The organism is Staphylococcus parequorum (assembly GCF_039237145.1).
GTDB lineage: Bacteria > Bacillota > Bacilli > Staphylococcales > Staphylococcaceae > Staphylococcus > Staphylococcus equorum_A.
The window spans coordinates 1,502,299-1,518,196 of record NZ_CP150682.1 but is presented as its reverse complement, the minus strand read 5'-3'; the positions used below and the strand labels follow the sequence as shown (position 1 = coordinate 1,518,196).

Sequence of the window (15,898 nt, the reverse complement as noted above, 5' to 3'; positions counted from 1 at the left end):
GACTGAATTGAAAATGCGCTTATAACAAGCGTTTAAAGAACTACTGCTTGTCCTATAACACCACTAGACAATCATGTATAAAAAGTGCCGACAAAGTATCTGACTTTGTCGGCACTTTAGAGTGAGGTACATAAATACATGTCCTACTCTCATTTTATTTACATCAATTTAATACAATCAATTCGTTATGGTTGAGTTGTATTATAGGTATTTTTATTTTAATGCACTTTCAATATCGGTATATGATAAGTTTAATGCATCTGCAACACCTTTATTAGTTAATTCACCATTAATCGTACTTAAGCCTAAAGATAATGCTGGATTATCTTGTAGTGCTTTTAAATAGCCTTTTCCAGCTACTTGTTGCGCATATGGTAACGTCGCATTGTTTAATGCGATTGTTGACGTACGCGGCACTGCACCTGGCATATTAGCTACTGCATAATGTACTACACCATGTTTTTTATACGTTGGGTCATCGTGTGTAGTAATACGATCTGTTGTTTCGAAAATGCCACCTTGGTCGATCGCAATATCAACAATCACTGCCCCATCTTTCATTTGTTTAACCATTTCTTCAGTAACGAGTTTTGGTGCTTTTGCGCCTGGAATAAGCACTGCACCAATGACTAAGTCACTATTTTTAACACATTGCTCTATATTTAATGGGTTTGACATGATTGTATGTACTTGGCCACTAAACAAATCTTCTAATTGTTGTAAACGTTTAGGGTTAACATCTAAAATTGTAACGTCAGCACCTAAGCCTAAAGCAATTTTTGCAGCATTTGTACCAGCTTGGCCACCACCAATTATACTTACGCGTCCTTTTTCTACGCCAGGAACACCACCAAGTAGAATACCCATGCCGCCTTTATATTTCTGTAAGAACTCAGCACCAATTTGAGCAGACATTCGACCTGCCACCTCACTCATTGGTGTTAATAATGGTAAAGAACGATCTGGCAATTGCACTGTTTCATAAGCGATACTAATGACTTTGTTTTCTAATAAAGCTTTAGTCAATTTCTCTTCATTTGCTAAATGTAAATAAGTAAATAGAATTAATCCTTCCTTAAAGAATTGGAATTCTTCTTCCAATGGTTCTTTAACTTTCATAACCATATCTACGTTCCATACTGCAGCTTGTTCATTTACAATTTTTGCACCAGCTTCAGTATAGTCCACATCTTCAAAATAAGAGCCTAAACCAGCAGATTTTTCAACAATAACATTATGACCTTGCTCAACTAATGCATGCACACCACTTGGGGACAAACTCACCCTGTTTTCGTTGTTTTTAATCTCTTTAGGAATACCTATAATCATTTCATCCACCTCCAAATTTATAGTAACGTGTATTCTATGAAAGCGCAATCAAAGAATAGGGTACTTTTACAACAGCGAATTATGTTAATATTCTGTAAATGGTGGTATAATATAAATAAGAAGAATAAGGAGGTCATTGATATGCTAACTTATAAAAACATTTTAATTGCGGTAGATGGTTCACACGAGGCTGAATGGGCGTTTAATAAAGCTGTAGATGTTGCAAATCGTAACGAAGCAAAATTAACAGTTGTGAACGTCATTGATTCACGAACATATTCATCATACGAGGTATATGATGCACAGTTCACTGAGAAATCAAAAAATTTCTCTGACGACTTGTTAAAAGGTTATAAAGAAGTTGCAACAAACGCTGGTATTAAAGATGTTGAAACTCGCTTAGAATTTGGTTCTCCAAAAGCAATTATTCCAAAAAAATTAGCAACTGAAGTAGAAGCTGATTTAATTATGTGTGGTACTTCTGGTTTAAATGCTGTAGAAAGATTTATTGTTGGTTCTGTTTCTGAAGCAATTGTACGCCACTCACCTTGTGATGTACTTGTTGTACGTACTGAAGAACTGCCAGAAGATTTCCAACCACAAGTAGCAACAGACGAACTTAGATCGCAACACCAAGCTCAATAAAAATTCACTAGTTTAATTTCATAAAAATAATTTAGTTACCTTTAAAATCGAAACAAAGATAATTGGCTTGTTTCGTTAGGATAGTTTGTTCATTTATTTAGAGCAATCTATCCTTTTTAATATCCAAAGAAATGAACTTGCAAAGTTATATTGCGCATTCAAAGTGAGTTTTACAAACTCCTTATCAAAACTTCATATGCACTTTAAACAAAAGATATATGATTGAAGTTGAAAAGCATAATGAAAGGAGTATGAACAACCTATGAAACCGATGCGTAAAGCGCTTATTACAAGCATGTTTACATTATTCATTTCGAGCACAACCTTACATAGTGAAATAATTGCTACAGAAAAAGACAATACAACACGTACCGCAGATCATCTCAAATTAATAGACACCAAAATCTTACCGTTCGATAAAACTTACAAAGATACAAAAGTTGGTGGATTATCTGGTATAACGTATGACCCTAAAAATGATAAATGGCTACTTATGAGCGATGACCGATCAGAACACAATCCAGCAAGGTTCTATGAAGCTGATATCGACTATAATAGTAATGAATTCAAAGACGTCAAATTTAATGGCGTTCACAAGTTAAAACAACCGAATGGCAAAGATTACATCAATAAAGAGCAATATAAGAACGACGCTGATAATATTGTCGCTGACCCAGAATCGATACGGTTCGATCCACAAACTAATGAGATTCTATATACTAGTGAAGGAGATCGTTCCTTAGGATTGAATCCATTTATTCGTAAAGCAACTGAAGATGGTAAATACTCAGCTGAAATTCCTATTAAAGATACAATAAAAATGGACAAACAAAATAAGAAAGGTTTCCGCAATAATCAAGCTATTGAAGGTAGCACTTTTTCTCAAGATGGTAATACGTTATGGACTTCTATGGAAGGTCCACTAATACAAGATGGCCAAAAACCTACGCCTGAGTCAGGCGCCTTATCACGCATCACACAATATGACCGCGAAGGCAACATATTATCTGAATTTGCATATCCACTTGATGCGATTCCTAAAAAGCCTGGCAAAGACAAACAAGCTGATAATGGCATCACAGAAATATTAGCCCTCAATGACCATGAATTTCTTACTTTAGAGCGTGCATCTGTACAAGCGGAAGATGGCTCATTTAGTAATTATGTGCGTATATATAAAATTGATGTGAGTAAAGGAACTGATATCAAAGATATAGAGTCACTCAAAGAAACAAACTCAAAACCTTTAAACAAAACGCTGATTGCTGATTTAAATGAACAAGACATTGGTAAAGTGGATAATATTGAAGGTATGACCTTTGGTAAAAAGCTATCCAACGGTAATGACAGTCTAGTATTGACAGCTGATAATAATTTTAATGAAACACAACAATCTCAAATTATTGCTTTTGAGGTTAAACCAGAGAAAAAATAATCCATTTGCTAAAATGGATTAACAATATAATAAAAGCACCCATTCATTAGTTTTTCTAATGAATGGGTGCTTTTAATTTAAGTATAAATATTTACAACTCATACTTATTTAATGAATCTGGGTTTACTTCCAGATTATTTTACGTTTCCAAAATCAACAACATCACGAGCAATCATTACTTCTTCGTTCGTAGGAATAACAATAACTTTTACAGGTGAATGTGGATAATTAATGAAACCTTCAGATCCATGAATCATTTCATTTTTCTTAGCGTCCCAATAAACACCCATAAACTCTAAACCTTCTAAGACTTTTGCTCTTACAGGGTCAGAATTTTCACCTACACCTGCTGTAAATACAATAACGTCTACACCATGCATACGCGTCGCATATGAACCGATATATTTGTGAATACGAGATGCAAAGACATCAAGTGCTAATTGCGCTCTTTCTTTACCCTCTTTAGAGTCTTCAATGATATCTCTTAAGTCACTTGAAGTACCTGAAATACCTAATAATCCCGATTCTTTATTAAGTGTATTTAATACTTCTTCTGCATTTTTACCCGTTTTTTCCATAATAAATGGAATTAAAGCTGGGTCAATATTACCTGAGCGTGTGCCCATTGTAACACCTGCTAGAGGAGTGAAGCCCATAGACGTATCTACAGATTCGCCACCATCAATAGCAGCGATTGAAGCACCATTACCAATATGACACGAGATAATACGTAATTCTTCAATTGGTTTTCCTAAAATTTCAGCTGCACGTTGTGAAACATATTTATGACTCGTGCCATGAAAACCATATTTACGAATTCCAAAATCTTCATAATATTGATATGGTAAACTATATAAATAAGATTTCTCTGGCATTGTTTGATGGAATGAAGTATCAAACACAGCGACATGTGGTGTCTCTGGTAAAAGTTTTCGGAATGCACGAATTCCCATTAAGTTTGCTGGGTTGTGTAACGGAGCTAATTCACTTAACGATTCAATTTGCTTTTCTACTTCATCAGTTATATAAACTGATTCTGGGAATAATTCTCCACCATGAACAACACGGTGACCCGTACCATCAATATCATTAATACTTTCAATGATACCATGTTTTTTAAAGCTTTCTAACATAATGTTTACTGCTACTTCGTGATTAGCAATATCATTGGTATCAGTAATTTTTTCTCCATCCACTTCAATAGTAAAGACAGAATTTTTTAAACCAATACGTTCAATTAGTCCTTTAGTAACAACTTTTTCTTCCGGCATTTCAATAAGTTGGAATTTCAGTGATGAACTACCAGCGTTAATGGCCAAAACTAATTTTGACATAAGCTTGTTGCCTCCATTTTCAATTAAGTTTTAATATACCTATCTATTTAATCATTAATACAGTTTATTTTCAAGAATAATACAGTTTAATTTTCAGGATGATTTTCTTCCATCCACACATTTAAATCTTGTAAAAATGCTTGGAATTGTTGAGGGCTTTTGAAGTCAGGAATGTTCGCTAATAAAACCTCTACTGGTTTAGTAACGTTTGTTTCTTTTTTCTGTAGTACAAGAATAGATTTGCGTGCTTTTTCATTTTTAAATAATGTTGAGGGTAAATTTAAAAATGCTTGCATTTCCGTCTCTGTTGCAATGAAGTTTTGTAACTGTTTCACATTTGAACCTTCGAAAATATTACTTGGAACAACTAAAAAAGCATAACCTGATTGTTTTAAGGCTACAACAGCTTGTTCAATTAATAAAAAGTGAGAGAAACTGTGACCTTCTTCAAATCCTAAAGCCATTTCCTTACTTCTCTCATCTGCCGGATAATAACCAACAGGTAAATCGCCAATAACAACATCTGTCTCCTCAAAAGGTAATGGCATAATTGCATCTTGTGGATAAACATCAAATGGTATTTCTAAAAAGTTGGCTAAATGAACGCTGACTCTTGATAATACTGGATCAACTTCTATAAGATGATGCATTACCGTATGTTCAGTTAACACTTCATGTACAGACGCACTTAGATGACCTGCCCCACTTGCGATATCTACAACGTGTAATTCTTCTTTGTTTTTTAAGAAGCGTTGAGATAAAAAGCCTAAAATTAAGCCAATAGAGTCTGGTGTAATTTGATGATTTGCTTGGATATCTTCTTTTTGCATTAAGCTTAAGTAAGCAAACTGAAATGCTTTTCTTCTATCTTGCAATGTAGCTTGTTCTAACAAGTCTCTTTTACTTGTATAAATATGTTCCATTGCTAGTCCTAAGTTTTCAATAAAACTTTGACCGTTATTTTCATTTAAAGCTTTAGCTTTTTCGTCGAGTGTTTGGAATAACTTTTCCATTACTGTTTCTTCTTGTGTCATTTAATAGTCCTTTCTAAAAAAACTGTCCATAATTTGTTTGAAATTAAGTCAGTTTATGCTAACTTATATTACCAAATAATTATGGACAGTATACTTTATAATGTCAATGATACTGTTTGATTGTTTAACTTCAAATCAAATGACAAATTTTATATTACCTATATTTAATTTAAATAGCACGATATGCTTCTAAAGCAGCGTCGAAGTCTGGGAAATCAGTGCCTTCAGAAACAACTTCAGTATATACTACTTTATTATTTTCATCTAAAACAAAAACTGAACGTGCAAGTAAACGTAATTCTTCCATAACTACGCCGTAATTTTTACCAAATGAAAGTTCTTTATGATCACTTAAAGTAACCACGTTATCTAAGCCATTTGATGCACACCATCTTTTTTGTGCGAATGGTAAGTCAACAGAAATAGTTAACACGACGCCATCTTCCTGCGCTGCTTCTTCGTTGAATTTACGTGTTTGTTTATCACAGACACCTGTATCAATAGATGGTACTACACTGATCAATTTCTTTTGACCATCATAGTTTGATAAAGTTACTTCATTTAAATCATTGTCTAACACTGTAAAATCTGGTGCTGTTTCACCTTTTTTTACTTGTGATCCTAATAATGTAATTGGTTCTTGTTTAAATGTAATTTGCGCCATTTGAATGCCTCCTATAAAAAGTGCTTACTCAATAATTATAACTGTTTAATCTGATGAAATAAACCTTAAACCCTTTGAAACATAACAATCTACTTCAAATAAAACAATTTTTCGAATTTGTTTTTTATTACAACAGTATCAGCAAAATAATCATGTATACCTTTGTGTTTATCTGTAAATATTGTTACTAAATAAGGTAAATTAGCAAATACGCCACTGATAATGCGACCAATCCATTCTCTAAATAATACGTCTACCCAAGTTAATGGTTGTCTATCTGCACGTTCCACTCTTATATTCAAAATCATTTTACCAATAGTTTGTTTAAAATATTTCGTTAATAACACAAAGTACAAATAAAATACGAGTGCATCTAATACGTGACCTACACTAAAATAATCAATCCATAACTTTGCATTATCTATATGTGTAAAATGATAGATTGGTTTCAATATAATACTTTGAATACCAAAAATGATGAGCAAATCAATGAGAAAACTACAAAATCTTATACCAAATCCTGCATATAGTGCTTTTGCTAATTGATTATGAGCAAGTACATCTGACTCTGTTTGTGCTTCGTTTGAATCTGCAACCGAATGTGCAGTATCATCTTGTTTCATATTATCCATTATTACACCTAACCTTCGTATAGATACATAGGTTCAGCTTCAGTATCATTTTTAATTATTGATTTAACTTCATTGAATTCATTTTTAAACTGACCAATACTCGCTTTTGCATTACTAAACGATGAGAAGAAACTACCTTCTTCACTATATTCAAACACTTCTGCATCTTTTGCTTTCATATCTTTTTTCATTGCTTTTAAAGTTTCATCTTCATAACCAATTTCGTCAATTAAACCATTATCTTCCGCTTGTTCTGCACTGTAGATGCGTCCATCAGCTAACTCTCTAACTTTACTTTCAGACATACCTCTACCATCTTTAACTATATTCACAAATCGATCAAAACTATCATCTAATACAGATTGTAAAATATCTTTTTCTTCACTTGTCATAGCTCTTGAGCTACTTAATATGTCTTTATGATCCCCTGATTTTATAACATTTTCTTTAACGCCTATTTTTTCTTGTAATTCTGAATAATCAACACTAGACATAATAACACCGATTGATCCTGTCATTGTTTGAGGACCTGCGTATATTTTGTCTGCTGGTGCTGAAATGTAGTATCCACCAGATGCTGCCATACTACCCATATGTACATAAATCTTTTTATCTTTTTGCTTAATTTCTTTTATCTTTTGATAAATTTCATCACTTGGATACGTGCCACCACCAGGAGTATTTACAGATAACAACATACCTTTGACTGTGTCATCATTTTTTACGTTTTCTAATTGTTTTAAGAACGCCTCATGGTTGTAACCACCGCCACCAAACATGCCCCCGCCTGTACCTTCAGCTATTTGGCCATCTAATGTTAAATGTGCAATTCGTTTACTTGAATTGCCCTCTTTTTCTACTTTTTCTGTAAATGGGTCCATTTTAGATGTAGCTTGTTCATCAAATAAAGATGAAAAGACCGCTGAAATTGAACTCATCACGATGCCGCCTAACACGATGACAACCGCAAGTATGATTGCGATAATCCTTTTCTTCGACATTTACACTCACTCCCATAATTTATTTTCCTTTTAACTCCATCCTCAATTTAACCATAATCAATTAAGCTATGTATACCTTATCTCAAATATAAAATAAAAGAGTTTTAAAATAATAATAATGTTTTATCGTAACTGTAGTAATAAGGTACTAAAATATGAACAGACATTATATTATATTTTCGAAAATCATATACAAAAAAGAACGGAAATACGAAGTCAAAATTTGATTTCGTATTCCCGTTCCTATAAGGCTGGACTGAAAAAGGAAGATAAGCACTGAAGATTTTGCATGAGATTGTTATATAATTTTTAATTTAATCTATTTTTAAGTACTATATGATTTGCATTAAATAATCATACGCATTTTTCAAAATTAAAATAGCAGTAACTACAATAAACAGACCTTTGACATAACCAACACCTTTTTTAATTGCGAATAAAGCACCCAAATATGAGCCACAAATCATACTACCAGCCATGATAAAACCATAAAAATAATCGACTTGATCTAAAAATATAAATAATATTAATGCCCCTAAATTGGATGCAAAATTTAACACTTTAGCATTGCCTGCTGCACCTAGAAAATCAAATCCAAACATTAATAAAACAAAAAGCATAAATGAACCTGTGCCACCGCCTAAAAATCCATCATATAGACCAATTAAGCACATTAACGCGGCAAATAATATGGCTTTACCGGTAGTAAGTTTTGTAAAAGTACGTATACTACCCCAATCTTTTTTCATTAATGTATAAATCATGACAAGTGTTAAGATAATGATTACGACTGGCTTCAAAAGTTCAGACGGTAAAAATGTAGCAACACTCGCACCACCCATAGCCATTAGGAATACAAATGGAAATAACTTTCCAACAATTTTCAAATCGACATTGCCTGACCTTAAAAAACGAAATGCACTAGTCATCGATCCAAACGCACTGGCTAATTTATTTGTACCTAAAGCCATAGCTGGTGGCATACCCACTGCTAAAAGCGCAGGGATAGAAATTAACCCTCCACCGCCGACAACTGCATCAATAAACGCTGCTAAAAATCCAAGAAGTATGATGATAATTACAATTGAAATGTCCCACTCTAACATGCGCCAACCCCTGTCTGTTTAAATCATGTTAACTGATTATTCATTATAAATTGAACATCTAAAACTAAGTTTTCTATTTTTTAAATGATGCTTACTATAATTTAAACTTATATTTATATTTAAAATAAATCGTCTGCCAAAGCTTGTGTCTCTGAGTCTTTATCACTTTGGTAGTCATTTGAAATTTCTATTGTTTCGATTTGATCCACAGCTTGTTGTACTAATGGTTCAAAATCAAAAATATTTTCATATTTTTCCACTTTTTCAATATCAGGTTCAGTTACCGGATTTTTTGGTGTGAAAATAGTACAACAATCCTCATAAGGTTGAATAGAGACATCAAAAGTTCCAATTTCTTTAGCTCTTTTCACGATATCTTCTTTATCTAATGTGAGTAATGGACGTAACACTGGTGTTGAAGTTACGCTATTGATTGCGTACATACTTTTTAACGTTTGGCTCGCAACTTGACCAAGATTCTCACCATTTACAATGGCATGCCCATCAATTTCATGAACAATTTTGTCTGCCACTCTCATCATCATACGACGTGTAGATGTCATTGTATAACGTTCATGTACAACTTTATTAACTTGTTTTTGTAAATCTGTAAAAGGCACAATGTGTAATTTAATTGGACCTACATGAGAAGCTAAAATACGTGTTAATTCAATAACTTTTTCTTTAGCTTTTTCACTTGTAAATGGCGGACTATGAAAATGAATGGCTTCAATCATTGCACCTCTACGCATGACTTCCATACCTGCTACAGGAGAATCTATACCACCTGAGAGCATAAGTAATGTTTTGCCACCTGTTCCAACTGGCAAGCCACCAAGTCCAGCTATGGTTTTGTCATAAACATAAATGGCATCTAAACGGACTTCTACTTTTATATTGTGATCTGGATTGTGGACATCAACAGTTAAATCCTCTGTTGCATTTAATACCGCAGCACCAATGCCACGTTGTAATTGATAAGTGTCATAAGGAAAGTTTTTATCTGAACGTTTCACGTCTATCTTAAATGTATCTCCGTTTGCGTAGTCTTTTGCAAATTGAATGGCTTGTTCATTTGCCGCTTCTACAGTTTTATCAATTTTTAACACTGGACTAATAGAATAAATGCCGAATACTTTTTTAAGTCTATTACACATTTCATCTATATCTGCGCCTTCGTCTAATTCAATATACATTCTATCTCTATTCGCTTTTACTTTATAACCTTGCAATGGCATTAATGAACGCTTTACATTTGCGCGCAATTTATTCACGAACATTTTACGATTAGCGCCTTTTAATGTTAATTCACCATACCTAACTAATATATGATCATAAATCATACTAACAGCTCCCTTACTTCTTCATATACTTTATAAAAATTATCTTTAAATATTTGAATATCTTCTTGAGTCGTATTGGCTCCCATTGAAATTCTAATACTACCTTCAATTTGTTTTCTAGGTATATTCATCGCTAAAAGCACCTCGTTTAGACTCGATTTTTTAGATGAACATGCACTTGTTGTAGATAACATAATACTATGTTTTGAAAAAGCATTGACCAATACTTCGCCTTTAACGCCTGGTAATCCAACATTAAGAATGTGTGGCGCCGAATTTTGAGGTGAATTCAGTTTAATGCCGTGAAAACCTGTAAGAAATTGACATAAGTCAGCATTAAATTCACTTAAAGCATGGTTAAGTTCTGTGGTATGATTCACAGCTGCTTTCATGGCTTTAACAATTGCAATATCCATTGGTAAATTAACTGTACCACTTCTCACACCATATTCTTGTCCACCACCGTGAATAATAGGTTCAAGTTGATGAATATTTCGAACAAATAATATACCTTGCCCTTTTAAACCGTGAAATTTATGCCCACTCAAACTCAACGTATCTACACCTTCAAAGCATAATGGCACTTTACCAATCGCTTGTACTGCATCTACATGAAAATGTGCTTTGGGATATTGGTGCACAATTTTTGCTGCTTCTTCTATTGGTTGGATTTGACCCATAATATTATTAACGTGCATACAGGTTACTATAGCAACATCATCCGACATCAATGTTTTTAAATGGTCCAAGTCGATTTGACCCTCGTCAGTAACATCAACATATTTAATAATAAATCCTTCTGTTTCTAATGAACGTACAACTTCTAATACAGATGGATGCTCAAGTACTGAAGTGATTATTTCATTAGCAAATGCTTTTTTCTTATATGCTACGCCTTTAAGCGCCATATTATTAGATTCAGTCGCACCACTTGTAAAAACAATATCAAATTTTTCATCTAAATTAAACAAATCTTTTATTTGTTTTTTAGTTTGTTGTAACAATTGGTCTGCTTGTAAGCCGGCTTGGTGTGGACTATTAGGGTTAAAATACAATGATTGATTTACTTTTACATAAGTATCCAACACGTCTTGGTTTGGCTTTGTCGTTGCGGCATTATCAAGATATATCAATTCTTTCACTCCATTTCATTTTTATCATACACACTTATATAAGAAGTGACACTAATTTTATATTTATATTTAAGTTATTACATCAACAACAATACTTTTCTGTCATTTTAAAAATTAATTTTATACTTTCCCTTTAAGCATTATACGCGCTTTTAATAAAAAGAAAAGACACGAAATCATAATTCATTTCGTGTCTTACTCGTGTTATTTTTAAAAAATAAATAATTTAACCAATAACTTGATCTTCTATTTGTTTTGTAATTCCTGGTTCCACACTTTCTAACGCATGTTCAGATATTTCAATTGAACGTTTATATCTATTATTTTTAAATAGTCTTTCAGCTTCATTAAGGCTTTTATCTATATTTGAACTATCTTTACGGTAACGGTTACCATATTCAATAAGTTTCTCAGCATAAACTGCATTAACGAGTACATCCGTAGCTTCATCTTCAAATTTATTCATTTGCAGCACTACTTTAGATACTTTATCTTTCAATTGCTTAACATGTATCGGACGTACACTGAATTTCTTGTTTACTTCACGCACTTCGTAATCAATTTCATTTTTCATTATAATGAAACGTTCCGGTACGCTAGGTAAATTAGAAGCTAATAGCTTTCTATAAACCTCTTCTTTTTTACTTTGTACACGTAAGATATTTTCTTCTGCTTCCGCTTCATCTTCGCGTAGTTGAATTAAGTGATTTTGTAATTTTTCTTGTTTTTCATTAATTACAGCTACATGCTCTTCGATATATTTCAAGTTATCTTGAACTTCACTGTAACGTACTGCAGATTTGGCCATTTCTTTTAGAATTTCATCATAAACAGCTATTAAGTTTTGAATTTCATTTTCAAACTGTCTTACATTCTGTACATCACTTTCATTTATATAGTAATTTTCACGTACATATTCAATTTCAGTTTGTAATGTATAATTCATTTCTTTCGCTCTAAACAAATTATCTGTAATGACTTCTTTTGATTCTTCTACTTCATTTTTTGCTTTAACTTCATGCTCAATTAATTCATACATTTCATCAAGACGATCATTAATATTATTTAATTTTTCATTCGCTTCATCAAGTTCCAATCTACTAATCATCGGTTCTACAAAGCTAAGTTCTGTTTTAAGCGTTTGTAAAGTACTATCAATTTTGACATGATCTAAATCATAGCCCTCTACTTTGAGATCTCTACATCCGTATTTCATATCTTGGAACTGTCCAGGTAATTCTTTTTGTGCTTCTCTGATTAACTCAGGAATTTCTGACATATCCTTTTTTAAAAAGTTCATATCTTCATTTAAAGTTTTGATATGTTCATGTGCGTAAACATAATTACCTTCTGCTTTATATGATTCATAGCTTTCCATTTCTGGTACGAATGCTTCAATTTCATGTTCTAATGGCGCTGCTGCTTCACCGAACTGATGTCTGTTCGCTAACACGTCGCGCTTCATTTCTCGGTAATCCACTTTACATGCTTCATATAAGTGATCACTTTCTTTATGTACGCCCATAATATCTTCGACATCTGTAGTTAATACATTATAATTTTCTTCGTATTTATCCATCAATTCATGTGCTTCATCAATTTCAGTTTGCGCTTGCGAAAATTTAAATTTATCAAGTAAACCTTCCGCATTGTGAATCTTTTCTTCTAATGGTAACAAATATTGATTTTTACTATCTAAAGACGTTTGTTTTAATCTATCATAAGTAGATTTTGTTTCACCTGTTAAAGTTAAATCAGATAATTGAGATAAACTTTCATCATAGGGTAATTGCTCTACTTGTAATTTTCGTTCTTCAGCCTTCTCAATCATTTGGCTTTTATTCGAACGCATATAGAATAATACACCGACAATAATCAGTATAATAACAATAATTGCTAGAATGATATACAATACCATATGTTTTCTCCTCCTATTTTATCACTATTCATTATAACGTAATTTACCCATGCATTAAAAGAGAAAATGAATTAATCAATAATAATATTTTAAATTTCATAGTAAATCTATCTCTGTTAATATTATGTATCATGTTGCTACTAAAAAAAGCCCTTACAAATCATTTGATTGATTACTATTAAAACAGTCTTTATACTAAATGAAAAGTAAAAAGTGAGGTTTTATTAATATGACAGAGGTAAAAGAAACAAATTACGATTTATTACAAAAGCAAGTTGCTAGTCTAATCGAAGATGAATCAAATTTAATTGCTATACTTAGCAATGTCTCTGCTTTACTAAATGATTCATTAGATCAAATTAATTGGGTTGGCTTCTATTTAATAGAAAATAATGAATTAATCCTAGGACCATTCCAAGGCCATCCTGCTTGTGTACATATCGCTATCGGCAAGGGCGTATGTGGCACAGCTGTAGAAACAAATGAATCACAACTCGTTGAAGACGTTAATGCTTTTCCAGGACATATTGCATGTGATGCGAATAGTAAGTCAGAAGTTGTTGTTCCTATTCATAAAGGCAATCAAGTCATTGGTGTCTTAGATATTGATGCCCCTATTATAAATCGCTTTTCAAACACAGATAAAATTGCTTTAGAAGAAATCGTAAGCATTATTGAACAACAAATAGCTTAACATTTAACGCTTGCCTTTCTAATAAGTAAATCTTTGTTTACTGTTGACAGTCATTTATAACAAAGGTACAATGTACTTTGTGTGAATAAACGAAATTAGCAGTTGCCTATTAGTTGGCTCTATGTTGTTCCCAACGCGGACGTGTCGTGTAACCGTAGCTATGAGGTGAGGATACATAAAACAATATATCCAAATAAGCATGCAACACTCTTTTTTGTTTTTTCATAACAACAAAAGAGAAAAAGGAGGAGTCTATTATGGCTCGATTTAGAGGTTCGAACTGGAAAAAATCACGTCGTTTAGGTATCTCATTAAGTGGTACTGGTAAAGAATTAGAGAAGCGTCCATACGCTCCAGGCCAACATGGTCCTAACCAACGTAAAAAATTATCAGAATATGCATTACAATTACGTGAGAAACAAAAATTACGTTATTTATACGGAATGACTGAAAGACAATTCCGTAACTCATTTGAAATTGCTGGTAACCAACACGGTGTCCATGGTGAAAACTTCATGCAATTACTAGCTGCTCGTTTAGATGCAGTTGTATATTCATTAGGTTTAGCGCGTACGCGTCGCCAAGCTCGCCAACTTGTTAACCACGGTCATATTTTAGTAGATGGTAAACGTGTTGACATTCCATCATATACTTTAAAACCTGGTCAAGAAATTTCAGTACGTGAAAAATCTTTAAAATTAGATATCATTGCTGAATCTGTTGAAATCAACAACTTCGTACCTGAGTACTTAGAATTTGATGCAGACAACTTAAAAGGTAAATATGTACGCGTTCCTGAACGTAGTGAATTACCTGCTGAAATCAACGAACAACTTATCGTTGAGTATTACTCAAGATAAGCGTTTTAATTTCAAACCAAGAAGTCCTTTTGAGGATTTCTTGGTTTTTTTATTTCTATAAAAGTAATAAACTGCCCCCTATTATTTAATTATAAATAGAAATCTTTTTAACTCCCCCGCTTTAAAGCACAATATCTTTTTACTTTTTTATAATAATTACTGTATGCTATGGGTAAAGGAGTGTTAAATTTGATTATTAGAGCATTAGAGGAGACAGATTTAGATTTTGTACATCACTTAAATAATGAATATTCCATTATGTCTTATTGGTTTGAAGAACCTTATCAATCATTAAGCGAGCTTCAATCATTATATAAAAAACATTTATTAGATGAAACTGAACGTAGATTTATTATTGAAAAAGATCAAACGCGTATCGGTGTTGTTGAATTAGTTGAAATTGACTTTATACATAGTAATTGTGAAATTCAAATTATCATTGATTCCGAATATGGTGGTAAAGGATACGCTAAAAGCGCTTTTAAAATGGCTATTGATTATGCATTCCTAGTACTTAATCTCCACAAAATATATTTATTTGTTGATGTAAACAATGAAAAAGCCGTTCATATTTATAAAGCACAAAACTTCTCCATCGAAGGTACATTACAAGAACATTTTTATACTCGCGGTGAATATAGTGATTGTCATGTGATGGGGTTATTAAAAAAGAATTGGGTAAATCATCACGATAATGATTTATCTCATATTAAATAATATGTCTTGCCTATTTATTAAAACTATAAAAAGCTTAAATGAATCTTTACTAT

15 protein-coding genes are annotated in these 15,898 nt (G+C 32.7%); 5 read left to right on the top strand and 10 right to left on the bottom strand.

Features of this window, described 5'->3' with window-relative positions:
* Positions 1 to 213: 213 nt before the first annotated feature.
* Complete coding sequence (ald, locus tag AAA453_RS07365; RefSeq protein WP_046465557.1) at positions 214 to 1,329, bottom strand: alanine dehydrogenase; 1,116 nt, start codon at positions 1,327 to 1,329, stop codon at positions 214 to 216.
* Positions 1,330 to 1,470: 141 nt separating this feature from the next.
* Here ald and AAA453_RS07360 point away from each other — a divergent pair, with 141 nt between their 5' ends.
* Positions 1,471 to 1,974 carry a universal stress protein gene (locus AAA453_RS07360; protein ID WP_046465558.1) on the top strand — a complete coding sequence of 168 codons (504 nt, stop codon included), beginning with the start codon at positions 1,471 to 1,473 and terminating at the stop codon, positions 1,972 to 1,974.
* Between the two features lie 262 nt (positions 1,975 to 2,236).
* Positions 2,237 to 3,409 carry an esterase-like activity of phytase family protein gene (locus tag AAA453_RS07355; RefSeq protein WP_427704247.1) on the top strand — a complete coding sequence of 391 codons (1,173 nt, stop codon included), beginning with the start codon at positions 2,237 to 2,239 and terminating at the stop codon, positions 3,407 to 3,409.
* Positions 3,410 to 3,543: 134 nt separating this feature from the next.
* Here the strand turns inward: AAA453_RS07355 and AAA453_RS07350 are convergent, their stop codons facing one another.
* The 9 genes from AAA453_RS07350 to ezrA form a co-directional block, all read right to left on the bottom strand.
* A complete protein-coding gene (locus tag AAA453_RS07350; protein WP_046465560.1) occupies positions 3,544 to 4,743 on the bottom strand; it encodes an acetate kinase in 1,200 nt (399 codons plus the stop codon).
* Between the two features lie 86 nt (positions 4,744 to 4,829).
* Entirely contained in the window at positions 4,830 to 5,777 is a 948-nt protein-coding gene (locus AAA453_RS07345) for a class I SAM-dependent methyltransferase (protein WP_046465561.1), read from the bottom strand.
* A 169-nt stretch (positions 5,778 to 5,946) separates the two neighbouring features.
* Positions 5,947 to 6,441: a thiol peroxidase gene (gene tpx, locus AAA453_RS07340; protein ID WP_069815379.1), complete on the bottom strand. Its 495-nt coding sequence runs from the start codon at positions 6,439 to 6,441 to the stop codon at positions 5,947 to 5,949.
* Positions 6,442 to 6,530: 89 nt separating this feature from the next.
* A complete protein-coding gene (locus AAA453_RS07335; RefSeq protein ID WP_046465563.1) occupies positions 6,531 to 7,073 on the bottom strand; it encodes an RDD family protein in 543 nt (180 codons plus the stop codon).
* Positions 7,074 to 7,081: 8 nt separating this feature from the next.
* Positions 7,082 to 8,074, bottom strand: coding sequence for a signal peptide peptidase SppA (gene sppA / locus AAA453_RS07330; protein ID WP_427704245.1), 993 nt, complete (start codon positions 8,072 to 8,074; stop codon positions 7,082 to 7,084).
* Between the two features lie 332 nt (positions 8,075 to 8,406).
* On the bottom strand, positions 8,407 to 9,180 hold the full coding sequence (locus AAA453_RS07325; protein ID WP_046465565.1) for a sulfite exporter TauE/SafE family protein: 774 nt from the start codon (positions 9,178 to 9,180) through the stop codon (positions 8,407 to 8,409).
* Between the two features lie 119 nt (positions 9,181 to 9,299).
* Entirely contained in the window at positions 9,300 to 10,523 is a 1,224-nt protein-coding gene (gene thiI, locus AAA453_RS07320; protein WP_427704243.1) for a tRNA uracil 4-sulfurtransferase ThiI, read from the bottom strand.
* A complete protein-coding gene (locus AAA453_RS07315) occupies positions 10,520 to 11,656 on the bottom strand; it encodes a cysteine desulfurase family protein (protein WP_427704242.1) in 1,137 nt (378 codons plus the stop codon). Before AAA453_RS07315 ends, thiI begins: the two co-directional genes overlap by 4 nt.
* 226 nt (positions 11,657 to 11,882) lie before the next feature.
* Complete coding sequence (gene ezrA, locus AAA453_RS07310) at positions 11,883 to 13,574, bottom strand: septation ring formation regulator EzrA (RefSeq protein ID WP_046465568.1); 1,692 nt, start codon at positions 13,572 to 13,574, stop codon at positions 11,883 to 11,885.
* 229 nt (positions 13,575 to 13,803) lie between these two features.
* On the opposite strand from ezrA, the gene AAA453_RS07305 reads away from it, so the two are divergent.
* From AAA453_RS07305 to AAA453_RS07295, 3 genes are all read left to right on the top strand, one after another.
* Complete coding sequence (locus tag AAA453_RS07305; protein ID WP_427704241.1) at positions 13,804 to 14,268, top strand: GAF domain-containing protein; 465 nt, start codon at positions 13,804 to 13,806, stop codon at positions 14,266 to 14,268.
* Between the two features lie 257 nt (positions 14,269 to 14,525).
* Positions 14,526 to 15,128, top strand: a complete 603-nt coding sequence (gene rpsD, locus AAA453_RS07300) for a 30S ribosomal protein S4 (protein ID WP_002507337.1) — start codon at positions 14,526 to 14,528, stop codon at positions 15,126 to 15,128.
* A gap of 189 nt (positions 15,129 to 15,317) precedes the next feature.
* Positions 15,318 to 15,845 (top strand): GNAT family N-acetyltransferase, encoded by a 528-nt coding sequence (locus AAA453_RS07295; RefSeq protein ID WP_002507336.1) that lies wholly within the window; start codon positions 15,318 to 15,320, stop codon positions 15,843 to 15,845.
* Positions 15,846 to 15,898: the final 53 nt, after the last annotated feature.